The organism is Sporosarcina sp. GW1-11, assembly GCF_033088395.1.
Taxonomy (GTDB): domain Bacteria; phylum Bacillota; class Bacilli; order Bacillales_A; family Planococcaceae; genus Sporosarcina.
Map to the genome: position 1 here is coordinate 82,192 of NZ_JAPMIW010000005.1, position 24,410 is coordinate 106,601.

Here is a 24,410-nt window from a genome sequence, read left to right on the forward strand (position 1 = left end):
TTCTCCCTTCTTCCTTTCACTATTCACACAACTCGTTTGTATCTACTCTATTCTAAAGCTGTTTTCATCACATTTCAACAATAAAACTTTATTTCTTTAGGAGGGAGTGCAATTGACGTTAGAATCTGTCTTATTAACGATGTTTCAACGCCTACACGGTGAACGTTCAGCGCAAGCTGTATATCATATTTTACGTGGGAAACGTTCAGGACAAACGTTGCAAGATGTAGAATATTATCAGTTAAAATCGTTTTATTCATTATTACCGAATTTGCCTGCAGTAGAATTCCAACATGCAATCGATCGTATGGTATCAGATGGCTTGATACGAATCAAAGAACAACTGGTATTTTTAACCGAGAATGGTGAGCGTAATCACGTCGATTATGGCTGGCGCTTTAACGGCTGGGATTACCGTGGAAAAGAACGGGAATTTAGCAAACGACTGGCGCTCGTTGTACAAACGTTGTCGAATGTTAGGATGGGTGCGAATATGTTCATGCCGATACAAAGAGAATTGCCAATCCAACAATTTATCAAAGAGTTCCTACGCAATCAATCTGTTCCAATTAGTGAGTTGTCTAGAAAACTGCGTGTGGAGTTAGAACGGACGATGCTCGAAACTCAACTGACCGAACTGCAATGTACAATCTTTTCCTATAGATTAACAGGTCATGGATTAACAGCTTTGACGTGGGAACAACTAGCAGACGAATTGAAGGTATCTAGCGTATCCATCCAATTGACCTTTTTAGAAAGTCTACATATTATATTGGATTTCATTCATGAACAAGAAGAATTCCCATTATTGAACAACTTAGCCGTCGGTTGTCGAGTGGACACATACTTGACACATTCTGCAGAACGGACTAGGAAATTATTTGAACATGGATACTCCATCGAGCAAATTGCTTCGTTACGCAACTTGAAAATAAGTACGATAGAAGATCATTTTGTAGAAATGGCGGCGAATTTGAAACACTTTCCTTTTGAAGAATTTGTGTCGCAGAAACAAATGGACGATGTATGGCGTCACATAGATCGATTGCAGACTAAACGCTTGCGCGTATTAAAAGAACAATGTGACGAGCTAACGTATTTTCAATTGCGTTTAATCGTCATCCATGGAAAGCAGGTGAGTAGCTAATGGAACTTCAGGACATATTGCGGCAGCGGTTCGGCTATGAATCTTTTCGACCAGGGCAACAGGAAGTGATCGAGCAAATAGTAGCCGGAAGAGACGCCCTTGCGATTTTTCCAACGGGTATGGGGAAGTCCTTATGCTATCAATTACCTGCTTATATAATAGAAGGAGCTGTCATTGTAATTTCACCATTGGTCGCCTTGATGGAAGACCAAGTCGCAAATTTGCGTAAACATAAAGAAAAGCGTGTTGTAGCGATTAATTCTTTTTTATCAAAGCAAGAGAAAGACTTGGCGTTAAGCACATTGAATCGTTATAAATTCATTTTCCTTTCTCCTGAAATGTTGATGCAGCCGAATGTGCAGCAACTCATCCGTCAATTACATATCGCCTTTTTCGTTGTAGATGAAGCGCATTGCATTTCGGAATGGGGATTTGATTTTAGGCCGGATTATTTGCGCTTGAAAGAACTCTTTCAAGGGGGAAACCGAGCACCGATTTTAGCGCTAACAGCCACTGCCGATGAAAAAGTCATATCGGACATCACTTCTTACTTACATTTGAATAATCCGCATATCGAACAGCAACCAATCGATCGTCCGGCGATTTCCTATCGCGTCTTGCATTTAGACAATGAGCGTGAGAAGACAGAATGGATCATTGGACGACTTTCTACAACGATCGGTCCTGGTATTATTTATGTTGCTTCTAGAAAACGTGCGGATGAACTAGCGGCAATCATACGGGAGCATCGTATTCGTGTAGCGAGCTACCATGGAGGTAAAGAGCAAGATGAACGTTCGATTATCCAGGAACAATTCGTTCAAGGCGAGTTGGAGTGGATTTGTGCAACGAATGCGTTCGGTATGGGCATCCATAAAGACGATATCCGTCAGATTATTCATGAACATCTTCCGGCAACCCCCTCAGCTTATATTCAAGAAGTGGGACGTGCTGGGCGGGATGGTAGGAAGGCGACAGCTTCGTTACTTTATTGTGAACGAGATATTCAGAAAGTAAAGTTCATTGTCTATGAAGACCTTCCGGATGAGCAGCAAATTCGCCACTACCATTCATTCGTACAAACAGGTGTTGCAGCAGATCTTGCTGCGCAACAATCTGGACTATCGGAAGTCGCTTCGAGGTTGTTAGATTACTACTTTGAACAATTCAATGAACATCAAGTAATTCGACAAATCAGGCGGATTTATGAAGTGAAAGAAAAGCAAATCGCAGAGATGGAATCCTATGTGAAAAGTGACGGCTGTTTACGTCAACAGCTCTTACAGTATTTTGATGAAAGGCCTGCTATCGCTAGTACGGATTGCTGTTCGCACTGTGGAAATCTACAAGAAGATTGGCTGGGGAGAAATAAAAATGAAGAGAAAACGACAAAAGTCTTGCATTGGAGAGAAAGACTCTATCAATTGCTTGGATAAGCACAGCGCACATATTTACTTTTTCGATAATATTCGGCATAATAAGACTGTAAATAGAATAGAATACTTTCTATTACTTGAGTGAATAAGAAATAGGAAACTTCATATACTGGTAGTTAACATTATGAGGTGTGAAGGAGTAGTTGAAATTGAGTAAAAATCAGTATGAATTGGACTTTGAAAACCATCGTAGAGAGATTCCTATAAATGGAGGATACATGCCTTCAAGGACAGAAATCCATAGCAAGAAAAAAGATGGGCAGCCAAATCCATTGAAACTTATTACAATCTTTCTTGCGATTTTCACATCAATCCCGATACTCTTTTTACTTTACGTATTAGTGGGTTTATAATTACCTTCTTTCAGACCAAGTATAAGTAGAAATGACAGTGGTTCCTATGAATGAAAGGTCTATACAAAGTGAGCATCAATTTTTAGATTTATCATGACTATTGATATAATGAGTAAGTATTTATACTACTAAGAAAGCAAAGTGGATACTTTGCTTTTTTCTATGGGAGTTGTCTAATGAAAAGAGTGTTTCTAACGGTAGTACTATCGGCTTGTAGCTTGCTTATGTATATGTTTGCTTTAGCCCATCAAAATCGACTGATGACGCATACTGTGTCGATAAAAGATTGTTCTTCTAAAACGTTAAACGTATTCTTCATATCTGATATTCATAGACGTCGGCTGCCGAAGCAATTGATTAATCAGCTACGTCACTCTGCCATTCATGCAGTCATTGTTGGAGGAGACGTGGCGGAACAAGGAGTTCCGTTAGAGCGTGTAAAAAGAAATATGCAAATGCTCGCTTCTGTTGGACCGTTATATTATATTTTCGGCAATAATGATCAGGAAGTAGGCACGGAACTATTAATGAAGATTGTTGAAGAAGTAGGCGGAGTAACATTGATAGATCAAACAGTTACTATTCCCCAGCACCCTACTTGGGGATTATGCGGGCTACAGGACCCTACAAATGGGCCAGTCGATATTGATCAGGCGGTTACCTCGGCGGAGAGGTGTGAGCATACCATCTTAGCTGTGCACAACCCGTCACAATTCCGAAAAATAGCAAGTCGCCTGCAGCCTAAACTTATGCTAGCAGGTCATACACATGGCGGACAAATCCGTTTAGGGACATGGGGACTGCAAGATAAAGGGAAGTTTCAAACTACGGAAACGGGCGCACAGTTAATTAGCAATGGCTATGGTACGACGATGGTGCCTTTGCGTCTCGGTGCTAAATCCGAGTGTCATATAGTGGAAATCCACTACTAAAGTGGAGAAGTTAGGAGAGTAGATTTCATGAATTCTGTTGATGCAATAATTGTCGGTGGCGGTCCATGTGGTTTGTCAGCGGCAATTGAATTGCAAAATATTGGTTTATCGGTAATTGTCATTGAAAAAGGCAATATTGTTCATTCTATTTATAATTACCCCACCCATCAAACGTTTTTTAGCTCTAGTATTAAATTATCGATCGGTAATACACCTTTCATCACAGCGCTTGATAAACCGAAACGCAATGATGCCTTAGTCTATTATCGAACGGTAGCCCAACTAGAGAAATTGCGCATCCATAGCCATGAGAGAGTGGAAGATGTGATAAAGGAGCAAGGCCATTTTGTAATCCAGACCGATAAAACTACATATAAAGCAACGTACGTCGTTGTGGCCACTGGTTATTATGACCAACCCAATCGTTTGGACGTGGTTGGTGAAGAATTGCCGAATGTCTATCACTACTTTAAAGAAGCGCATCCGTATTTCAATAAAAACATTATAGTCATCGGGGGAAAAAACTCTGCTATCGACGCTGCGTTAGAATTACAACGTGCAGGCGCGCATGTTTCAGTCGTCTATCGTAACGACACGTATTCAAAAAGTATCAAGCCGTGGATTTTACCAGGCTTTGATAGTTTAGTTCGTAACAAAGAGATCAACATGTATTTCAATGCGGATGTTACGAAAATTACTGAAACGGCTGTAACTGTTGATCAACAAGGTCATGTGTTCGATCTACCAAGCGACTATGTATTCGCGATGATTGGCTATCATCCCGATCATGCGTTTTTACGCAAGATAGGTATCCACGTAGACGAACAATCAGGTCGGCCGATCTTTAATGAAGATACGATGGAAACGAATGTCGAAAATCTATTTATCGCAGGTGTTATTGCAGCCGGAAATAACGCCAATGAAATATTTATCGAAAATGGCAGATTCCACGGTGGAATGATAGCTGAATCGATTAAGAATACGCTCTAAAACGAAAACCGTTTGCTCTGTGCAAGCGGTTTTTGTCGTATCCTGATGAGAATGGTATACTAACAAAATAAGGAGGCTCGCGTATGTTCATATTGTTAACTGTAGCGATTGCACCGAGCTTAGCACTTTTTAGTTATTTGTATCTCAGGAAGCAAATGGCAAAAGAGCCATCGCGCACTTTGTTCCACGCATTTATTTACGGTGCGATTATGACATTTCCGATTATGTTTATCCAACATGTTTTCGAAGAAGAGCATGTATTTAATAATGAGTTTTTACGTAATACTTTATTTACAAGCAGTTTAGAGGAATTCTTTAAATGGATTATCATTTTCATACTTGTTTATAAAACAGTGGAGTTTGAAGATGCCTATGACGGAATTTTATATGGTGCAAGTGTGTCGCTCGGTTTCGCCACGGTCGAAAATATTTTATATTTATTATCCTTTGGTCTTGATACTGCATTTATCCGTGCACTATTGCCTGTATCGAGTCATGCGTTATTTGGTGTAGTTATGGGTTATTATTTCGGTAAGGCGAAGTTTTCCCCAGTTGGTGAGCAAGGCAGATGGATCTGGGTTGCCTTTTTAGCTCCATTTTTACTCCATGCGCTGTATAATGCAATCTTGTTTTTATACGATTACTGGTTGTATTTAATGATCCCTTTCATGCTGTTCCTCTGGTGGTTTGGCCTCACGCGCGTCAAATACGCCCACACCTTTGCCGTGCAACAATTCAGGAAAAAGGCACATACTAACCTCAGAAAAACGCACTAGTGAAGCGGAGTGCAAGGCGGGCAATAAAATGTGCTTGAGTCTAGTTGGTTCGCATAGAACGAAACGGTACCCTTCGCATCACTCCACTCTAACGAATATAGACCAAACTCGTTTTTTATTAAACGGGTTTTTTTGTTTTTTTCTTATAAATTTCAGAAGGTTGGACAAACTAGAAAAAAGCGGAGAAATTTGGAGGTGGAATTTGATGAAGCGAGTGATACCGCGCTTGCTATTTATTGTAGTAGCAAGCGTACTAATCGGATTATTCTTTGTCAGTCAGAGTGAAGCGTTTAGTGGACGAGATTTGGCTAAAGGCGCAAAGGGAGACGATGTCATTGAATTGCAAGCAAGACTTCAATATATCGGATTCTATAACGGAACGATTGACGGGAATTTTGGCTACGGTACGTACTGGGCGTTGCGAAAATTTCAGGAGCAATACGGCCTGCCGATAGATGGCATTGCCGGTAAAAGAACGAAAAAGAAGCTACAAGGTATTTCGGATTATGATGAAAAGTTTGTCCAAGGACAACTTGCCAAAGGGAATAAATTTACGTATTACGGAGGACAGCCATTAGAGGAGCAAGTGAAAAAAGGCAGTCAGCCGCAGAAACAAATGCAGGCACCACCTAAATATACAGACCAAGATATTAAATTACTCGCCAATGCCGTTTACGGAGAATCTCGTGGTGAACCGTATGAAGGACAAGTGGCAGTTGCGGCGGTAATTTTAAACCGAGTCGAGCATCCTGATTTTCCAGACACGATTGGCGGTGTCGTGTTCCAACCGGGTGCATTTACAGCAGTTGCAGATGGACAGATTTGGCTAACGCCGAATGAACGAGCGAAAGAAGCGGTTATTGATGCGATCAACGGATGGGACCCTTCCGAAAACGCCATTTATTATTTCAACCCGATCACAGCGACAAGTAAATGGATCTGGTCTAGACCACAAATTAAGAAGATTGGTTTACACATTTTCTGTAATTAACTGAAAGGAGGTCGCAAAACGTGAAAAAGATAGTCTTTTTTCTAATGTATTCATTTATCGTATTGAGCATCTATACGTTGGGAACAACTCGTGAGAATGAACAGTTGTCTATAGCACTCAATACTCAGTATGCTAATAGCATTTCAGATGCTTCACAGAAGTTAGGAGAGCTAGAAGATGCGGTGAAAAAATCATTGTTATTTGAAAACAATAAGAGCTCATCCAAAGAGCGGGAAGATATTTGGCGCTTATCGTCTGACATTAAATCATCTATAGCGATGTTGCCGGTAGATGAAAGCTTCTCGACCTCTTGGATGAACTACTTGGGCAGATTGGGGAATTACGCCAAAGAGTCTACAGAACAAGGAAACCCTAATGAATACTATGAAGTAATGCAGCGAGCAGCAGATAATTTGACTGAACTGTCAAGTGAATGGAAAGTGGCGACGAAAGGTATGTTAACCGGTAATCTGTCGATTAATCATTGGGAGAAAAAGTTACGCGATTCACCGGAAGGAAAAGAGAATTGGAGTAAGATGGGTCAATCGGTCATGGAATATACAGAAACGGTCTTCCCTTTAACGGCTAGTGAATCAGATGCCCAGAAGAAGAAGAATTTAAGTGGTATTAAAGAAGATAAAATAGCCGAAGAAGAGGCTATAGAAAAGTTTAAGCAGCTATTTCCCAATGTGTCGAATGACTTGATTGTTGTGGATAAGAGTAGGAAAGGTTCACCTTATCCGTTCTATCATCTTCGTTTTGCGGAAAACTCAGCGATAGGCTATATCGATATTACTCAAAGAGGTGGGCATGTTTTATCCTATTTAGTCGAACGGCGAATGGGGAAACCTACTAAAAGTTATGAAGAACTAGAACAATTCGCAGAACAATTTCTAAAACAAGCAGATTACACGGATTTGGTACTGGAAGAAGCGAGAGAAAACGATATAGCCTGGCATTACGTTTTCGTTCGTGTGCATCCTGAAAATGGAGCAAAGGTATTTTCCGACCCTATTCACATGAAAATGGCTAAAGATAATGGTGAAGTACTTGGGCTTGATGCATCCGAATACATTCGCAAGGAGAAATTAGCGTCGCAACCGATAAGGAAAGTAGACTGGCAACAATTCTTCAGACCTGATGTCGAAGTGATGGATGAGCAACTCGCGTATGTGGAAGATCGTCAAATGCAACAACGTTTAGCGCACTATCTAACGGTTGTTTCAGATGCTGAAAGATCTGAAACTTATAAAATTATTATTGACACGGATACACTAGAAGTGATCACAACAGAAAAACAATGATGCTTATGGATTGATAGCGAACGAAAATAGATTGGAAAAGTTTCCACTACATGACATAATAGATATACTAGAAACTATGGCAGGTGGAAATATGAGGCTAACCATTGGAACGGTGTTAACGATCGAAAAGGACTATACAGAGGAATCTGAAAAGTTCAAATCCAGAGTAGTGGATATAGAGGACGAGAATCATTTCATGATAGATTATCCAATCAATATCACAACTGGAAAAACAGCATTCTTTATTGACGGCACACAACTACTTGTAACATTTGTAGACGATTATAAAATGTCATTTGCATTTCGAACAGAAGTGTTTAGCCGGATGAATCGAACCATACCTATGTTAAAGTTGAAATACCCGGGCGATAAAGAATTGATCAAAATTCAAAGAAGAGAATTTGTGCGCGTCGATACGTCACTTGATGTGGCGGTCCAATCAGAAGACGATTCACTCCAACTCGTTTCGCTAGACATAAGCGCAGGTGGATTAGCAGTCAACATGAAAAGTCATGAATTTTTCCCGTTAAAGGAATCTGTGGATTTGCTGATAGTTCTTCATTTCTCAAAGCAAGAAATCAAATATATTTCTTGTAAAGCATCAGTCGTAAGAAACTGGGAAGAAGCTAAACGCCGGTTAAGCTCATTCAAGTTCGATGAGATTGATGAAAAGGATCGTCAGCACATCATTCGGTATTGCTTTGAACGACAATTAGCGTTACGAAATTCCTAAGGAAAAGTCTATCTACAACAGACTTTTCTTTTTTTCTTATGGTACAATATAAGCTAAATGGAGGGGTTTCTAGCATGACTGGTAGAATGAGAATCGCAATCGATGGACCGGCGGCAGCGGGTAAAAGTACGATTGCTAAATTAGTAGCTAAAAAACTAGGATTTACGTATATTGATACAGGCGCGATGTATCGAGCGATCACTTATAAAGTGCTTCAACATGCTGTGGATCTTCATGACGAAGAAGCAATCGCAAAACTAATAGAAAAGACAGATATCGAATTGCATCCAAGCGAGCATGCGCAGCAAGTGATTTTAGATGGAGTCGAAGTTACTGATGTGATCCGTTCACACGAAGTGACGTCAACTGTCTCAGCAATCGCTGCACTTACATCCGTGCGCAAGTTATTGGTTGCTAAACAGCAAGGCTTGGCAGCTCACTCTTCTGTCGTTATGGATGGTAGGGATATCGGTACGGCTGTTTTGCCCGATGCGGAATTAAAGGTTTTCATGACTGCATCTGTAGAAGAGCGTGCACAAAGACGTTTCCTTGAAGAGCAGTCACGTGGCATAACAACAGATTATGAAACATTGAAAAGAGAAATATCTGAACGTGATTTAGCAGATAGTGAACGCGAAATTTCTCCGCTGAAAAAAGCAGAAGATGCGATTATCCTTGATACAACAGGGAAAACAATCGAAGAAGTGACTAGTAGTATTGTAAAGTATGCTGAAGAGAGGTACCCGCGATGAATTTATATCCGTTAGGCAAATTTTTGATCAGTACGATTTGTTACCCGCTTTACCGGATCAAAGTAATTGGCAAGGAAAACTTTCCGAGAGAGGGCGGTGTACTGTTATGCACTAACCATATCGATAATCTAGATCCACCAGTAGTAGGCATTACGTGCCCGAGAACGGTACATTTCATGGCGAAAGAGGAATTGTTCACGAAACCTATTCTAAAGACCGTTTTACCACAAGTGCAAGCCTATCCTGTCAAACGAGGGATGAGTGATCGCGAAGCATTCCGCACGACGATTAAATTATTGCGTGACGGTAAAGTTGTCGGTTTATTCCCGGAAGGTACCAGAAGCAAAACGGGTGAACTTGGGAAAGGATTGGCAGGTGCCGGTTTCTTTGCTTTAAAAGGTGGCGAAGCGAAAGTTGTGCCATGTGCAATCATTGGACCGTACAAAGCATTTTCGCAGTTAAAAGTGGTTTATGGTGAGGCGATTGATATGGCGCCTTACCGGGAAAGAAAAGCCTCTGCTGAAGAAGTAACAGAAGCAATTATGGCAGAGATATCCAAGTTGATTGAGCAGTATAAATAAAAGAATAAGAGTAATTTTTTGTTTTTGTGTGTAGATTCGAATACTATAGAGATAAGATTCATTATGGAGGAGGACTACATATGACTGAAGAGATGAATATGGAAGAAGTAAAAGCGTATGGTGAAGGTGATCATGTAACAGGTGTAGTGACGAAGGTTGAAGAGAAATCGGTGACTGTTGAAATAGCAGGCGCTCCTTTTGACGGCGTGATTCCAATCAGTGAACTTTCAAGCTTGCATATTGAAAAAGCAGCCGATGCAGTCTCAGTCGGTGACGAATTACAGTTAGCGATTACAAAAGTAGAAGACGATGCATATGTTTTATCAAAACGCCAAGTAGATGCAGAAAATGCATGGGATTCATTAAAAGAGCAATTCGAAAACGGTGAAATTATTGAAACAGAAGTGAAAGACGTAGTGAAAGGCGGATTGGTTGTTGACTTAGGCGTTCGTGGATTTATCCCGGCTTCTCTAGTTGAAGACCACTTTGTGGAGTCTTTTGATGATTACAAAGGCCGTACGATGACATTCAAGATTGTAGAAATGGATCAAGAAAAGAATCGTTTAATTTTATCACACCGTGCAGTTGTTCAAGCACAAAATGAAAAGAAAAAAGAGCAAGCACTTTCTACGATTCAAGAAGGCGATATCCTTAAGGGTACTGTACAACGTATCGCTTCGTTCGGTGCATTCGTAGATATCGGTGGCGTAGATGGATTAGTTCACATTTCACAAATCGCTCATGAACATATCGAAAACGTTTCTGATGTCTTAAAAGAAGGCGATGAAATTCAAGTAAAAGTATTGTCGGTTGACCGTGATGCAGAGCGCGTATCGTTATCGATCAAAGATACTTTGCCTGGACCATGGGAGAACATCGAAGCTAATGCGCCAGTTGGTTCTGTTTTAGACGGAACAGTGAAGCGTTTAGTCGCTTACGGTGCATTCGTTGAAATATTCCCAGGCGTGGAAGGACTAGTACACATTTCTCGTATTGCTCACGAGCATATCGGTACACCACAAGAAGTATTATCAGAAGGTCAGACTGTGCAAGTAAAGGTGTTAGACGTTAATCCGCAAGAGAAACGTATTTCACTTAGTATCAAAGATCTTCTTGAAAAACCAGCAGATGCACGCGGTGAAGAGAACTTCAGCTATGAGCTGCCTGAAGAAACAACGGGCTTCTCATTTGGCGATGTAATCGGTGATCAGCTGAAGAAATTCAAAGAATAATCCTTGATTGTGATCAACTAACAACAACTTATAGAAGAACTACCCACGGAATGATGATGCTTTCATATGCATCATCATTCTTTTTGTGTATAATATTCAAAGATAGGTCGGAAGGGTGTAATGAAAGAAATGAAAAAACCAACAGTAGCAATCGTAGGAAGACCAAACGTAGGGAAATCAACAATATTTAATCGAATCGTTGGGGAACGTATTTCTATCGTGGAAGACGTCTCGGGTGTTACACGTGATCGTATTTATAGCGCTGCAGACTGGTTGAACTATGAATTCAACTTGATTGATACAGGCGGAATCGATCTTAGAGATGAACCACTACTCGAACAGATTCGTGCGCAAGCTGAAATCGCCATTGACGAAGCGGATGTTATCATCTTTTTGACGAATGGTAGAGATGGTGTAACAGATGCGGATGAACAAGTAGCGAGAATGCTTTATAAAACAAAGAAGCCGATCGTTTTGGCAGTCAATAAAGTAGATAATCCAGAGATGAGAGAAATGATTTATGATTTCTATTCACTCGGCTTTGGTGATCCTTATCCAATTTCAGGATCACATGGATTAGGCCTTGGTGATTTATTGGACGCTGTCGCTGAAAGCTTTAAACAAATGGATTTAGAGGAAGAAGATGATGATTCCATTAAATTCTGTTTGATTGGACGTCCGAATGTTGGAAAATCGTCACTAGTTAATGCGTTGCTAGGCGAGGATCGCGTGATCGTAAGTGATATCGCAGGAACTACAACAGACGCGATTGACTCTGTGAAAGTCGTAGATGGTCAAGAATATAAGATCATTGATACAGCGGGTATGCGTAAAAAAGGTAAAGTGTATGAGAATACAGAGAAATATAGTGTGTTGCGTGCGTTAAAAGCGATTGATCGCTCAGACGTTGTATTGATCGTTCTAAATGCAGAGGAAGGTATTCGTGAGCAAGATAAGCGCGTAGCAGGATATGCAGAAGAAGCTGGAAAAGGGGTTATGTTCGTTGTCAATAAGTGGGACACGCTAGAAAAAGATGATAAAACGATGAATAACTTTATCGACGATATTAGAGACCAGTTCCGTTTCTTAGACTACGCGCCGATTCACTTTGTATCTGCTGAAACGAAGCAACGAGTGCATACACTCATCCCAAATATTCAAATGATCAGTGAAAATCATGCGTTGCGTATTCAATCAAGCGTCTTGAATGAAGTAATCGAGGATGCAGTCGCTAGAAACCCTGCACCTTCCGATAAAGGTCGCCGTTTACGTATTTATTATGCAACGCAAGTGGCAATCCAGCCGCCTACATTCGTTGTATTCGTCAATGAGCCAACGCTTATGCACTTCTCATATGAGCGATTTTTACAAAATAGATTACGTGAAGCATTTGGATTCGAAGGAACACCAATCCGCTTGATCACTAGGGCAAGAAGCTAACTAATCGATTAGAAAGGGTGGAGGTAATGGAAAAAGTCTCTGTAATAGGCGCAGGTAGTTGGGGAACGGCGCTTGGATTTGTACTGGCTGAAAATGGACACGATAGCTTGATCTGGACAAGACGTTCGGAACAAGCGTGTGAAATCAATGATCAGCATAGGAACAACCACTATTTACCCGACGTTTTACTGCCTGAAAACCTTACTTCAACTAGTGATTTGGCAAGAGCTATACAGCATGCGAACGTCATTATATTAGCAGTTCCTACCATTGCGATGCGTGAAACGTGCCAAAACATACAAGCGTTAATTACTGAACCGAAAGTTTTCGTTCACGTGTCAAAAGGGATTGAGCCTGATTCCTTGAAGCGGATCTCTGAAATCATTGAAGAAGAAATCGAAGACTCCCTTCGTGATGCAGTGGTCGTATTATCGGGCCCGAGTCACGCAGAGGAAGTAGTTCTTCGTCATCCGACGACTGTCGCTGCTGCATCTTATGATATAGAAGCGGCGGAACGAGTACAGGATTTATTCATGAATAATTATTTCCGTGTCTATACGAATTCAGATGTCATGGGTGTGGAGCTTGGCGGTGCATTGAAAAATGTTATTGCTTTAGCTGCAGGTCTTTCTGATGGACTGGGTTATGGTGATAATGCTAAGGCAGCGCTCATCACACGTGGTCTTGCTGAAATTACTAGACTTGGTGTTCGGATGGGTGCAAAACAGCAGACATTTTCTGGTTTGGCGGGTCTTGGTGATTTAGTCGTTACTTGTACAAGCGTGCATTCGCGGAATTGGAAAGCGGGAAATCGTCTAGGTAAAGGTCAATCATTAGAACAGGTCACAGAAGAGATGGGTATGGTCATAGAAGGTGTTCGCACGACGAAGGCCGCCTATCAACTCGCAAAACATTTTGAGGTTAATATGCCGCTAACAGAAGCGTTATATTCCATATTGTTTGGAGAAGTACCGGCGAAGGAAGCCGTCGACCAACTGATGAATCGTGGAAAAAGGCAAGAAATAGATATGTTCTTTGATGGTATTTAATTTATTAGGAAGGTGACAATTTTGTCCTCGTTAGATAAAATGTGGCTATCTTTTTATGCAATGGGTTTCATGTTAATTTCAATGGGCTTGATTTACGCGAGCCGATATAAAATAAAAAACCGTGTAGTTCAAATCCTATTTGCAATCGTAGCCTATACGTTATTAATTACTTCGTTCTTTGCGATGGTCTATTTAGTATTCAACGGACCGACGGGAGGAGCATAACCAATGAAAAAACAATTAGTCTTACTAGCAATCATGATCTGTGCAGCATTGCTGTCAGGTTGCCTATCTCGCTCGCCTGACGAGAAACAGGCAAGTGAAACACCATATCCTGACCAACTTGAAACAGTTCAGAAAGCTGTCGAGCGTTATCAGGAGCAAACAGGTGGTCTATTACCGATCAAAACGCGTGATATGGAAACGGATCCATATATAAAGTATCCAATAGAGTTTTCTAAGATCGTACCTGACTTTACAGAAAAAATTCCAGGTAATGCATTTGAAAATGGTGGAATCTTCCAATACGTATTAACAGATGTAGAGGAAAATCCTACAGTGAAACTCGTTGATTTACGGATTGCTGAAAAATTGCGCGATATTAATCTACGAAAATTCATCAACGGCAATTTGCCGTTTCTTGATGCAGTTGGAGAAAATGTTTATGAAGTAGACTTTAAGAAAATGGGATTTAAAGAGCCATTGACAGTAGCTAGTCCATACTCTGATACACATCTACCAATCGTTGTGGCAGGAGATGGTAATTTCTACGTAGACTATTCAATCGACCTTAACAAAATCCTGTTGGAAAATAAAACAGAAGTTGAACCAGGCACAGATATTCGTTACTTGTTGTCCGAAGACTCTGCAGTTCTCCCAGCGTACTCTTTGCCATACACTATCAATGAAGATAACGAACCGGTCTTCATGAAGAAATAAGTGTACGACCTTAAAACTTCATCAGTAGTAAAAAACGTTTCGTGCATTCATGCATGAAACGTTTTTTAGTTTCATAAGCTACTATGCGGAGAAAAAGGAGGGCTAAAGATGAAAGAAGAATTATACGAAAACTTAGCTAGAAGAACAGACGGCGACATTTATATAGGTGTGGTTGGCCCTGTTCGTGTAGGAAAATCCACTTTTGTCAAACGAGTCATGGAGGAAGTCGTCATACCGAATATGACAGACGCTAACGATCGAATACGAGCACAAGATGAACTGCCACAAAGTTCCCCAGGGTCTGTGATCATGACAGCAGAACCAAAATTTGTACCAGCACAAGGTACGAGCGTATCAATTGGCGATGGTGAACTGGCGTTTCAAATTCGTTTAGCGGACTGTGTAGGCTATGTCATCGATGGCGTCAAAGGCTATGAAGATGAAAACGGCCCAAAATATGTTCATACCCCTTGGCATAATGAACCGATTCCATTTGAAGAAGCGGCACGTATCGGTACGGACAAAGTCATTCGAGATCATTCCACAATAGGCATTTTGCTAACGACAGACGGTACGGTGAACAATATTCCACGAGTTGCTGCTGAAGTGGCAGAAATTGAAATTGTTTCAAAGTTAAAAGAAATTGGTAAGCCATTCGTTATAGTACTGAATTCTAAAATGCCAGCTCATGAGCGCACAGTAGAGTTGAAGCGTCAATTACATGAAAAGTATAGTGTTCCGGTAATCGCAATTAGTGCGGATCAGCTGAATGCGGCAGAAATCCAACTGATCTTAAAAGAGGCGTTGTATGAGTTTCCGATTACAGATATCGAACTGCAGCGTCCGGATTGGATGGAGGAACTGGGCAATGATCACAAGCTGAATGCGCGTATTGACCATATTATTAATGACGGTTTTCTAGGCGTCTCGAAAATTCGTAAAGTACAGGAAATTGCTGAGTTATTACAAGAAGAGGAGTTTGTGCGACAAGCTGAAGTCGTAGAAGTCGATGCAGGCAAAGGCAAAGCAATTGTCAATATCGATATGGATGAACGAGCGTATGTTGCGGTCTGTGAAGAGTTTATGGGCACTGAAATGCGGTCGAAAAAAGATTGGCTAGTATTCATTAAAGAAGCGGTGAAGGCGAAGAACTCGTATGATATGTATGCGGAAGCGATTGAGACGGCGAAAAAATCGGGTTATGGCGTAGCGTTACCGTCGATTGAAGACTTCCAACCGACTGCACCCGAACTTATTAAACAAGACACGTTCTACGGTGTCAAAATGAAAGCTAAAGCGCCGTCATTGCATATTATTCGAATTGATATGGAAGCAGAGTTTGCGCCGTTAATCGGTTCTGAATTCCACAGCCATCATTTACTTAAGGAATTGAAAAATGCATATTTACATGATCGGGATGCATTATGGGAAACGCAATTATTTGGCACGCCGCTGCATGAAGTGATGAAGGAAAGTATCCGCTATAAAACGGCAGCAGTTCCTGATCGAGCGAGAAAAAGACTGCGTGAAACAATCGAACAGATGGTAAATGACGGGAATAAAGGCATGATTACATTTATTGTTTGACATATTCATAGTCTAACTTGACACAGAGAAAGATCCGGAAAACGGGTCTTTTTTCTATGATTTCATTAGAAAACTTTAGAAATGCCGTGAATAAAGGAAAAGCACGATAATATTGTTGCGCCGTCGTTTTTCTTATGTTACTCTTTTTACAGTGTTAACAAGCAGTAGCATCCCCTTTGAGAGGAGGTGAAAGGTGTGAATAAAACAGAATTAATTAACTCTGTAGCAGAAGCGGCAGGTCTAACAAAAAAAGACGCAACTAAAGCTGTTGAAGCTGTATTCGATACAATTCAATCAACTCTTGCTAACGGTGATAAAGTTCAATTGATTGGTTTCGGAAACTTTGAAGTGCGTGAACGTGCTGCACGTAAAGGACGCAACCCACAAACAGGTGAAGAAATCGAAATCGCTGCAAGTAAAGTTCCAGCTTTTAAAGCAGGTAAAGCACTTAAAGACGCAGTAAAATAATTTGAGATTTTACATAGGAGTCTGTCCAGCGAATCTGACTATCAGATGACCGTGGATGGACTCCTTTACGTTTTGTCAAAAGAATACATAATGAGAACCCTAACTGTACGGAATGAAGGGAATGTGCTACTATTTTGGTGAAATAGGTTTTGTTCCTATAAGGAGGACATACTGAGATGAATGAGCAAGATATGAATAAATTAGAACAAGCAGTCACGATGATTTTGGAAGCAATTGGAGAAGATCCAACACGTGAAGGCTTACTAGATACACCTAAGCGTGTAGCTAAAATGTACCAAGAGGTATTTGAGGGATTAAATAAAGACCCAAAAGAATATTTTGAAGTCGTTTTCCATGAAAATCATGATGAAGTTGTCTTAGTGAAAGACATCCCGTTTTATTCGATGTGTGAACATCATTTAGTTCCATTTTATGGTGTGGCGCATGTAGCGTATATTCCGCGTGATGGAGTAGTCGCTGGATTGAGTAAGTTAGCAAGAGCCGTTGAAACGACAGCTCGCCGTCCACAGCTACAAGAACGCATCACATCGACAGTTGCTGACGCTATGATGGAAATGCTTAATCCAATTGGTGTCTATATCATTATTGAAGCAGAGCATATGTGCATGACGATGAGAGGGATTAAAAAGCCAGGCGCTAAGACAATCACAACAGTGGCTAGAGGAATCTATGAACATGATGATGTGAAACGGGCTGAAATTCTTTCTCTAATCAGAACGAATTGAGGTCTTTGCCGATTGCTTGATTTATATGCTATCATTAAGACCATATAGAGACTGGAGATGTGTAGATGACACAACCTGATTATCTAATTATCAAAGCGAAAAAAGATGGAGTGAATGTCATTGGGCTAACACGAGGTAATGACACAAAGTTTCACCATACCGAGAAGCTAGATCGAGGAGAAGTCATGATCGCTCAGTTCACCGAGCATACGTCCGCCATCAAAATTCGGGGTGAAGCTGAAATTCATACAGCTCATGGAGTAATTTCGAGTGAAGAAAAAGAATGACCGGCGAAGATTGACGGGAATGGAGCGTACTGATGGAGACACAAGGATTCACTGACGAAGTCGACAATTATATACAAAACTTGCGACGCGCTATTTATCAGCCGATTATCGAGCGCGATGCAGGTCATGCAGCGATTGATAGACGAAAAGCAACATTACTGTTGTTGCCGTTATTGAACGGAGAACAATGGACCGATGAAATGCATACAACAGCATTAGCTATTGGCGCCATCCATACGGCGTTTGATATTCATGATCAAATTGATATAGAGGACGCTTCATCGAAAGAACAGCAATTGATGGTTCTCGCTGGTGATCACTTTAGTGGCATTCACTATAAGTTATTGGCGTCAATCCCTAACTTCCATCTGATCCGTTCGTTATCCGCCGCTATTGCTAGAATCAATGAATGTAAAACAACATTGTTACAGTCACCGCCTAACTCACTAGAGGATAGACTGCGATTAATTAGCGAAGTGGAAAGTGCATGCATTGTGGAGTTCTATCATACATTTGGCTTTACCCGCTATGTTGCCATTATAGAGGCGCTGTTCCCTTTACTTTGGTTGATCGAAAGTAAGCGAGAGGATCTAAGTAACATGAAGTTTCCGCATCTAGCACCAACAACTGCAGATACGGAACAGTGGATTGAATGGTGCCAGAGAAATCTGGATGACAGATTACAAAATAGCTTTTTCTTACATAAACCTGTGTTAAACCAATTAGAAGCGATGTTTGAGCTAGGGGAGAGCAAACTGATCTAGAAAGAAGGGGCAAAACGTGGCGATCTCAAAAGAAGAAAAAGTTCATAACGTCTTTGAAAAGATTTCAACAGACTATGATAAAATGAATTCCGTCATTAGTTTTAATCAGCATATTAAATGGCGTAATGATATTATGGTTCGCATGAATGTGCAACCAGGCGCGAAGGCGCTTGACGTCTGCTGTGGAACGGGAGATTGGACAATAGCACTTGCTAAAGAGGCGGGTCCAACTGGTGAAGTAATAGGTTTGGATTTCAGTGCCAATATGCTGGATTCCGCTAGACCAAAAGTGGAGCCTTACCCAAATCTTACATTGCTACAAGGGAATGCGATGGCTCTTCCGTTTCCAGATAACACGTTCGATTATGTGACCATTGGTTTTGGTTTGCGTAATGTACCGGATTACTTAACCGTTTTGAAAGAGATGCGACGTGTGTTAAAGCCGGGTGGCATGGCCGTTTGTCTAGAGACATCACAGTCTAAAATTCCAGTGTATCGTCAAGCATTTCGCTTTTACTTCAAATATGTGATGCCGTTATTCGGTAAACTATTTGCAAAAAGTTATAAAGAATATTCATGGCTTCAAGAATCTGCTAATGATTTTCCAGGCATGAAAGAGCTTGCACAGCTATTCGTCGATGCTGGATATCAGGAAGTATCGTACAAGTCTTACAGTGGCGGTGCGGCGGCGGGCCATATCGCATACAAATAATGAGTACACGGGAGAAGGTAATGGGTTTGGAAAAAATTAAGTTGATGTCACTATACACGGATTTCCGCAAAGATGTAGCTTATATTGAAAAAGAGCTTGAGCGTTCCGTGCAATCTTCTTCTCCCATTGTCCGTCAAGCGTCTTTGCATTTATTGAAAGCAGGAGGGAAAAGAATTCGACCGATTTTTGTTATTTTGGCAGCGCAATTCGGGCGTTACTCTCTTGAAAATGTAGCAAAAGTTGCGGTGTCGCTTGAATTAATCCATATGGCTTCACTCGTCCATGATGATGTCATTGATGATTCAGACATGCGACGTGGATTAGAGACAGTCAAAGCGAAATGGAATAACCGAGTCGCAATGTATACCGGTGACTTCATCTTTTCTCGCGCGCTGACGTCTATTGGCGGCATTGAGAAAGAATCAGTACATAGAATCCTCGCAGAAACCATGCTTGAAATATGCAAAGGGGAAATCATTCAAATTGATTTCCAACAACAAACCAATCAAAATTTGCGAGATTATTTGAAACGGATCAAACGTAAAACCGCTTTATTATTAGAATCTAGTTGTGAACTGGGTGCCTTAAGCGCCGATGCGGACGCAGCGACAGTTCTGAAGCTTAGAAGATATGGCTATTTTACAGGTATGGCATTTCAAATCATCGACGACATCTTGGACATAACATCTACAGATTCAGAGCTTGGCAAACCGGCGGGTAGCGATTTGTTGAACGGCCATATTACCTTGCCAATTCTATACATAAAAGATGATGCGGACTTTAAACCGTTTATGGAACGTGCGTTTACGGGGCAGATGGCAGAAACGGATCGCCAAAATATGTTGCGTTATATTCGACAAAGTGGTGCTTTAGAAAAAGCCCAACATGTCAGTAATCTCTATTTAGCGAAAGCATTAAAAGAACTAGATAGCTTACCGAATGGAAAGTCGAAAAAAGCGTTAATCCAAATAGCTGACTTCATCGGACAACGAAAATATTGACTCGCTTTGTTGGGTTTTTGAGCTATACGTAGTACTCGTAAGGTTTTTTGCGCATCTTTTGCTCTTCAAACTCAATAATAGTTGAAAGAAAAAGGTGTCAATGTTACGATTTAAAAGGGTAATTTCCCTATAGATAGATGAAGGAGTGTTTGACAGATGGAAAGAACATTTATTATGGTAAAGCCTGACGGCGTACAACGTAACCTAATTGGTGAAATCGTAGGTCGTTTCGAAAGCAAAGGTTATCAATTAGTTGGTGGGAAATTAATGAACATTTCTCAAGAACTTGCTGAACAGCATTACGGAGAGCATAGTGAACGTCCATTCTTCGGAGAACTTGTAGATTTCATTACTTCTGGACCAGTGTTTGCTATGGTTTGGGAAGGCGAAAACGTAATCTCTACTGCACGCCTAATGATGGGTGCTACTAATCCAACAGAATCTGCTCCTGGCACAATACGTGGAGATTTCGCTGTAACGGTAGGCAAGAACATTATTCACGGTTCAGATTCATCTGAGTCAGCAAGCCGCGAGATTAACTTGTTCTTCAAAGAAGAAGAGCTTGTGACTTATGACAAAACAGTGAACAACTGGATTAACTAATCGCCAAAAACAGCCGAGCGAATTTCGCGTGGCTGTTTTTCTTATACATACAGGAAGTGTTTTCCGCTATAATAAGAACGTACATAGAAAGCTAGGGTAATGGAGGGGCAATATATGTCTGATTATTCGATATTGATTCAAGGGATTAAGCGGAAGACTGGCATAGACTTATCGTTATATAAAGAAGCGCAGATGAAACGTAGACTCACCTCTTTGTATGAGAAGAAGGGGTTTCGTGATTTCAAAGAATATTTCCAAGCGATTCAAGAGGATAAGGGCTTGTTGGATGAATTCTTGGACCGCATGACGATTAATGTATCAGAATTTTACCGCAATGCGGTTCGTTGGAACGTCTTGGAAAAGAAAATTTTCCCGCAATTACTCGAGAAAAATAAACGTTTGAAAATATGGAGTGCGGCTTGTTCGACTGGTGAAGAACCTTATTCATTAGCGATGGTGTTGTCATCACATGTACCATTGCGTGATATTTCTATAACAGCGACTGACTTGGATGTAGGTGTACTAGATCGCGCGAAAGTAGGACTCTATGGCGAACGCTCTCTAAAAGAAGTGCCTAAGCCGATTGTTGCTAAATACTTTATAAAAGAAGGACAATCTTATCAAGTGGTAGAAGACATTAAAAAGACTGTTACGTTCAAACAACATAATTTATTAGAAGACCGCTATGATACGAATTATGATTTGATTGTTTGTCGTAACGTCATGATTTATTTTACAGAAGAAGCGAAAGATCTCATTTATACGAACTTTTCTAAAGCATTAAAACCAGGTGGTATTTTATTTGTCGGCAGTACAGAACAAATATTCAACCCTGAAAAATATAATTTTGAATCAGTAGATACATTCTTTTATCGAAAAAAACAATAGATTATTCAAGGAGTGAATTAGACATGCGGTATTTTACAGCTGGAGAATCACATGGTCCGCAACTGACAGCAATCATCGAGGGATTACCCGCTCAGATGGAACTGACAGCAGAAATGATTAACAAAGAATTAAAGAGAAGACAAGGTGGACATGGTAGAGGTCGCCGAATGCAAATTGAGAAGGACCGCGTGGAAATCACATCTGGTGTACGTCACGGTAAAACAATAGGGTCACCTGTTACGTTGACGGTCGTCAATGATGATTGGAAGCACTGGACGGGCATTATGGGTGTTGAACCACTTCCTGAAGATATGAATCCTGAAGATGTGAAGCGCCAAATCACAAGACCACGTCCTGGACATGCGGATTTAGTCGGTGGCATGAAATATGGTCATCGCGACTTGCGTAATGTACTCGAGCGTTCATCAGCACGTGAAACAACAATGCGCGTAGCAATCGGAGCGGTTGCAAAACAGTTTTTACGCCAATTAGGTATCGAAACAGTTGCGCACGTCACAGAAATCGGTGGAATTGAAACAGATCCTTCGACATATGCAGAGTTATCAATGGAAGAATTGCGTGCAATTATAGAAGAAGATGCAGTGTACTGCGCGGATAAAGAAGCGTCCGTTAAAATGACAGAAGCCATTGACGATATTAAAAAACGTGGCGACACGCTTGGCGGTGTAGTGGAAGTCATAATTGAAGGTTGCCCTCCTGGAATCGGAAGTTACGTGCAATTCGATCGCAAAATGGATGGCAAATTAGCTGGTGCGATGATGAGCATAAATGCATTCAAAGGAGTAGAAATCGGTCTAGGCTTTGATATGGCTAAAATGCCAGGAAGTGAAGTGCATGACGAAATCAGCTGGAATGAAGAACTGGGTTATTACCGCAAATCCAATCGCTTAGGTGGACTAGAAGGTGGTATGACGACAGGTATGCCGATAATTGTACGTGGTGTAATGAAGCCAATCCCTACATTGTACAAGCCACTTGAAAGTGTGGATATTGATACGAAGGAGTCGTTTGTAGCGACAATCGAGCGTTCGGATCCTTGTGCGGTTCCTGCAGCATCAGTCGTTGCAGAGCATGTGATCGCAACGGAAATGGCAAAAGCGATTATGGAAGAATTCCGTTCGGATACAATGGACGGTTTACAGAGAGATATCGAACAATATAGACAATATGTAAAGGAGTTTTAAGATGGAAAAGTTAACGGTTTCCGTCCGCGATCACCGGTACGATGTCTATGTAGGTTCTAAAACCTATGAGCTATTTGCGACAGAATACGCGGAGTTACTTAAGAGCACTGATAAAATTGGTATTATTGCAGATGCGCATGTGGCAGAAGTCCATTTACCATTACTACAAGATGCGCTTGCTAGTACTGGGCGTGAAGTATCCGTGCACATTGTGCCAGGCGGTGAAAGTTGTAAAATGCCAGAAGTGTATGTTGCGTGTCAATCGTTCTTACTACAAGAAGGCTTTACACGTAACTCGCTTCTGATCGCCTTCGGTGGTGGCGCTTGTGGCGATTTGACCGGCTTCGTAGCTGCAACATTCATGAGGGGTATTCGCTTCATTCAATGCCCTACAACGGTGCTTGCGCATGATAGTGCAGTCGGAGGCAAAACGGCGATCAATATGCCAGAAGGAAAAAACATGGTCGGCTCGTTTCATCAGCCGACTGCCGTGTTATTTGATACGGATGTCTTCAAGACGTTACCGGCTTCAGAAATGCGTTCAGGGATGGCAGAATTGGTCAAACATGCATTCATTTCGGATGCAACTTGGACAGAAGAGTTGCTGGAAGAAAAACAATTTTCCGCACCTTCCATTAAATGGCTGGAACCGCAATTGCTACGTGGAATCGGTGTCAAAGCGCAAATTGTTGGAGAAGATGAATTCGAACATTCTACACGTAAATACTTAAACTTTGGTCACACATTTGGCCATGCGGTGGAAGCGGCATCCGGCTTCGGTAGCTTGAGTCATGGCGAATGTGTCATGATTGGAATGGGGTATGCATTCTTGCTAAGTGAAAAGCATGGTCATTTACCAGCTGATTTTACTGGCCGCTACCTGCGATTTGCAAAGCGTAATGGCTATACTTTCAAACCAGTGTTTAACTATAGTTTCGAAGAGTTATTATCCTATATGCAAAAAGACAAGAAAGCCTCATTTGGAAAAATGAACTTTGTCTTATTGAAACAATTAGGTCAACCATTTGTAAAGGAAATTAGCACAGGTGAATGTCAACAAGCATTTGAAGAGTTTAAGGAAAAGTTAGAAAGGGAGGAGATCGTATGAGCGTTAGAGGGATTAGAGGAGCAACGACTGTAGAGCTGGATGATGGTCAGGAAATCTTACAAGCGACAGAAGAACTCGTTTTAGAGATGGCTGAGGCCAATCAATTCACTCCCGAAGACATTGCTTCTGTTATTGTCTCTACAACAGTGGACGTCAAAGCGGCATTCCCGGCGAAAGCGATTCGCTCTATTGAAGGTTGGACGTATGTACCGGTTATGTGTACGCATGAAATCGACGTACCTGGCTCGATGCGTAAATGTATCCGCGTGTTGATGAATGTCAATACCACTACACCACAAAACGAAATACAGCATATTTATCGTAACAATGCAGTACAATTACGACCAGATCTTCAAAAATAATAAGCTCGTTCTAAGGAGGAACTA

28 protein-coding genes are annotated in these 24,410 nt (G+C 41.1%); all 28 read left to right on the top strand.

Going from position 1 to position 24,410, the window contains the following annotated elements; genetic code table 11:
- Positions 1-112: 112 nt before the first annotated feature.
- The 28 genes from ORD22_RS05180 (at position 113) to aroH (ending at position 24,386) form a co-directional block, all read left to right on the top strand.
- A complete protein-coding gene (locus ORD22_RS05180; protein WP_317644855.1) occupies positions 113-1,147 on the top strand; it encodes a YpbB family protein in 1,035 nt (344 codons plus the stop codon).
- Positions 1,147-2,583 (top strand): RecQ family ATP-dependent DNA helicase, encoded by a 1,437-nt coding sequence (locus tag ORD22_RS05185; protein ID WP_317644856.1) that lies wholly within the window; start codon positions 1,147-1,149, stop codon positions 2,581-2,583. The genes ORD22_RS05180 and ORD22_RS05185 overlap by 1 nt, the downstream gene beginning before the upstream one ends.
- A gap of 149 nt (positions 2,584-2,732) precedes the next feature.
- Positions 2,733-2,936 carry a hypothetical protein gene (locus ORD22_RS05190; protein ID WP_317644858.1) on the top strand — a complete coding sequence of 68 codons (204 nt, stop codon included), beginning with the start codon at positions 2,733-2,735 and terminating at the stop codon, positions 2,934-2,936.
- Positions 2,937-3,112: 176 nt separating this feature from the next.
- Entirely contained in the window at positions 3,113-3,868 is a 756-nt protein-coding gene (locus ORD22_RS05195; RefSeq protein WP_317644860.1) for a metallophosphoesterase, read from the top strand.
- 27 nt (positions 3,869-3,895) lie between these two features.
- Complete coding sequence (locus ORD22_RS05200) at positions 3,896-4,858, top strand: YpdA family putative bacillithiol disulfide reductase (protein WP_317644861.1); 963 nt, start codon at positions 3,896-3,898, stop codon at positions 4,856-4,858.
- 83 nt (positions 4,859-4,941) lie between these two features.
- The gene (gene prsW / locus ORD22_RS05205) at positions 4,942-5,634 is read left to right on the top strand and encodes a glutamic-type intramembrane protease PrsW (RefSeq protein ID WP_317644862.1); all 693 of its coding nucleotides are present in this window, start codon (positions 4,942-4,944) and stop codon (positions 5,632-5,634) included.
- A gap of 205 nt (positions 5,635-5,839) precedes the next feature.
- A complete protein-coding gene (gene sleB, locus ORD22_RS05210) occupies positions 5,840-6,625 on the top strand; it encodes a spore cortex-lytic enzyme (RefSeq protein ID WP_317644863.1) in 786 nt (261 codons plus the stop codon).
- A 20-nt stretch (positions 6,626-6,645) separates the two neighbouring features.
- A complete protein-coding gene (locus tag ORD22_RS05215) occupies positions 6,646-7,929 on the top strand; it encodes a PepSY1/2 domain-containing protein (RefSeq protein ID WP_317644864.1) in 1,284 nt (427 codons plus the stop codon).
- Between the two features lie 91 nt (positions 7,930-8,020).
- Entirely contained in the window at positions 8,021-8,662 is a 642-nt protein-coding gene (locus tag ORD22_RS05220) for a flagellar brake protein (protein WP_317644865.1), read from the top strand.
- Between the two features lie 74 nt (positions 8,663-8,736).
- Positions 8,737-9,414: a (d)CMP kinase gene (cmk, locus tag ORD22_RS05225; protein ID WP_317644866.1), complete on the top strand. Its 678-nt coding sequence runs from the start codon at positions 8,737-8,739 to the stop codon at positions 9,412-9,414.
- Complete coding sequence (locus tag ORD22_RS05230) at positions 9,411-9,995, top strand: lysophospholipid acyltransferase family protein (protein WP_317644868.1); 585 nt, start codon at positions 9,411-9,413, stop codon at positions 9,993-9,995. The genes cmk and ORD22_RS05230 overlap by 4 nt, the downstream gene beginning before the upstream one ends.
- An 80-nt stretch (positions 9,996-10,075) precedes the next feature.
- Entirely contained in the window at positions 10,076-11,227 is a 1,152-nt protein-coding gene (rpsA, locus tag ORD22_RS05235; protein WP_317644869.1) for a 30S ribosomal protein S1, read from the top strand.
- Positions 11,228-11,356: 129 nt separating this feature from the next.
- Entirely contained in the window at positions 11,357-12,667 is a 1,311-nt protein-coding gene (gene der / locus ORD22_RS05240) for a ribosome biogenesis GTPase Der (RefSeq protein WP_317644930.1), read from the top strand.
- Positions 12,668-12,693: 26 nt separating this feature from the next.
- Positions 12,694-13,716 carry an NAD(P)H-dependent glycerol-3-phosphate dehydrogenase gene (locus ORD22_RS05245; RefSeq protein WP_317644870.1) on the top strand — a complete coding sequence of 341 codons (1,023 nt, stop codon included), beginning with the start codon at positions 12,694-12,696 and terminating at the stop codon, positions 13,714-13,716.
- A gap of 12 nt (positions 13,717-13,728) precedes the next feature.
- Positions 13,729-13,941: a DUF2768 domain-containing protein gene (locus ORD22_RS05250; RefSeq protein ID WP_411567621.1), complete on the top strand. Its 213-nt coding sequence runs from the start codon at positions 13,729-13,731 to the stop codon at positions 13,939-13,941.
- A gap of 3 nt (positions 13,942-13,944) precedes the next feature.
- Positions 13,945-14,655, top strand: coding sequence for an LptM family lipoprotein (locus ORD22_RS05255; protein WP_317644872.1), 711 nt, complete (start codon positions 13,945-13,947; stop codon positions 14,653-14,655).
- 108 nt (positions 14,656-14,763) lie between these two features.
- A complete protein-coding gene (spoIVA, locus tag ORD22_RS05260) occupies positions 14,764-16,242 on the top strand; it encodes a stage IV sporulation protein A (protein ID WP_317644873.1) in 1,479 nt (492 codons plus the stop codon).
- A 195-nt stretch (positions 16,243-16,437) separates the two neighbouring features.
- Positions 16,438-16,710 (top strand): HU family DNA-binding protein, encoded by a 273-nt coding sequence (locus ORD22_RS05265; RefSeq protein ID WP_317644875.1) that lies wholly within the window; start codon positions 16,438-16,440, stop codon positions 16,708-16,710.
- Between the two features lie 176 nt (positions 16,711-16,886).
- The gene (folE, locus tag ORD22_RS05270) at positions 16,887-17,456 is read left to right on the top strand and encodes a GTP cyclohydrolase I FolE (protein ID WP_317644876.1); all 570 of its coding nucleotides are present in this window, start codon (positions 16,887-16,889) and stop codon (positions 17,454-17,456) included.
- Between the two features lie 65 nt (positions 17,457-17,521).
- Positions 17,522-17,743 (top strand): trp RNA-binding attenuation protein MtrB, encoded by a 222-nt coding sequence (mtrB, locus tag ORD22_RS05275; RefSeq protein WP_099689429.1) that lies wholly within the window; start codon positions 17,522-17,524, stop codon positions 17,741-17,743.
- 32 nt (positions 17,744-17,775) lie between these two features.
- The gene (locus tag ORD22_RS05280; RefSeq protein WP_317644877.1) at positions 17,776-18,507 is read left to right on the top strand and encodes a heptaprenyl diphosphate synthase component 1; all 732 of its coding nucleotides are present in this window, start codon (positions 17,776-17,778) and stop codon (positions 18,505-18,507) included.
- 16 nt (positions 18,508-18,523) lie between these two features.
- Positions 18,524-19,219, top strand: coding sequence for a demethylmenaquinone methyltransferase (locus ORD22_RS05285; protein WP_317644878.1), 696 nt, complete (start codon positions 18,524-18,526; stop codon positions 19,217-19,219).
- 26 nt (positions 19,220-19,245) lie between these two features.
- On the top strand, positions 19,246-20,220 hold the full coding sequence (locus tag ORD22_RS05290) for a polyprenyl synthetase family protein (protein ID WP_317644879.1): 975 nt from the start codon (positions 19,246-19,248) through the stop codon (positions 20,218-20,220).
- A 156-nt stretch (positions 20,221-20,376) separates the two neighbouring features.
- On the top strand, positions 20,377-20,823 hold the full coding sequence (ndk, locus tag ORD22_RS05295) for a nucleoside-diphosphate kinase (protein WP_317644880.1): 447 nt from the start codon (positions 20,377-20,379) through the stop codon (positions 20,821-20,823).
- Between the two features lie 114 nt (positions 20,824-20,937).
- Positions 20,938-21,711, top strand: coding sequence for a CheR family methyltransferase (locus tag ORD22_RS05300; RefSeq protein WP_317644881.1), 774 nt, complete (start codon positions 20,938-20,940; stop codon positions 21,709-21,711).
- A 23-nt stretch (positions 21,712-21,734) separates the two neighbouring features.
- Entirely contained in the window at positions 21,735-22,916 is a 1,182-nt protein-coding gene (aroC, locus tag ORD22_RS05305) for a chorismate synthase (RefSeq protein ID WP_317644882.1), read from the top strand.
- 1 nt (position 22,917) lies between these two features.
- Positions 22,918-24,024, top strand: a complete 1,107-nt coding sequence (gene aroB / locus ORD22_RS05310; RefSeq protein WP_317644883.1) for a 3-dehydroquinate synthase — start codon at positions 22,918-22,920, stop codon at positions 24,022-24,024.
- On the top strand, positions 24,021-24,386 hold the full coding sequence (gene aroH / locus ORD22_RS05315; RefSeq protein WP_317644884.1) for a chorismate mutase: 366 nt from the start codon (positions 24,021-24,023) through the stop codon (positions 24,384-24,386). The genes aroB and aroH overlap by 4 nt, the downstream gene beginning before the upstream one ends.
- The last annotated feature ends 24 nt before the right edge of the window (positions 24,387-24,410 follow it).